The organism is Streptococcus sp. GMD6S (assembly GCF_000297015.1).
The window spans coordinates 1-690 of sequence record NZ_AJRH01000356.1; the positions used below are offsets into that span (position 1 = coordinate 1).

2 protein-coding genes and 1 pseudogene are annotated in these 690 nt (G+C 35.7%); 2 read left to right on the forward strand and 1 reads right to left on the reverse strand.

Annotation, left to right across the window (positions count from 1 at the left end; genetic code table 11):
* Nucleotides 1–216: rhodanese-like domain-containing protein (locus GMD6S_RS11585; protein WP_000306304.1), on the forward strand; the 216-nt coding region annotated here is incomplete at its 5' end.
* A gap of 71 nt (nt 217–287) precedes the next feature.
* On the forward strand, nt 288–515 hold the full coding sequence (locus GMD6S_RS11590; protein ID WP_000890389.1) for a hypothetical protein: 228 nt from the start codon (nt 288–290) through the stop codon (nt 513–515).
* Between the two features lie 39 nt (nt 516–554).
* Here the strand turns inward: GMD6S_RS11590 and GMD6S_RS12900 are convergent.
* Nucleotides 555–690 (reverse strand): annotated as a pseudogene (locus GMD6S_RS12900) (16S rRNA pseudouridine(516) synthase); the annotation flags it as partial.

The window sequence follows — 690 nt, forward strand, 5'->3', positions numbered from 1 at the left end:
AGAAAACATATCCTCGGAGCTCGCAATATTCCTTCAAATCAGTTGAAGTCAAGCCTTGCAGCCCTTCGCAAGGATAAACCTGTCCTTCTCTACGAAAACCAACGCGGACAACGAGTGACTAATGCAGCACTTTATTTGAAAAAACAAGGTTTCTCTGAGATTTATATCCTTTCTTATGGGTTGGATTCTTGGATTGGGAAGGTCAAGACTAGCTAAGATCAAGGAAAAAGTTGATAAAGTCGGTCTCCTATGCTAAATTAATAAACATTTTAAGGAATTTGTAGAAAATGCTAGAAAAGAAGAAAAACCCGCTTTTAGTGGGTATCCTATCTATCATTCTTAGTTTGTTATTTCCGTTGGGAGGCATTCTTTTAGGTATCGCCGGTATCTTGTATGCTAACGAACTTCAAAAAGAGTCTGGACTTGATTATAAAACAGAAAGAATTATAGCTATTGTAGGTATTGTTCTTTCTGATCTTAACTGGATTATTGGAATTATCTTACACATGAGTTAAAGAAGATAAAAAAAGCTTTAAATTTAAAGCTTTTTTCTTTTATCCACTTTTCTCTAAATAGTTTTTAATAATTTTCAATTCCTCTGGATTCAAGGGACGGTATTGCCCTTTTGCTAGTTCTGGGTCTAATGTAAAGTCACCGAATTGGACTCGTTTTAGGGCAGTCACCTTGACA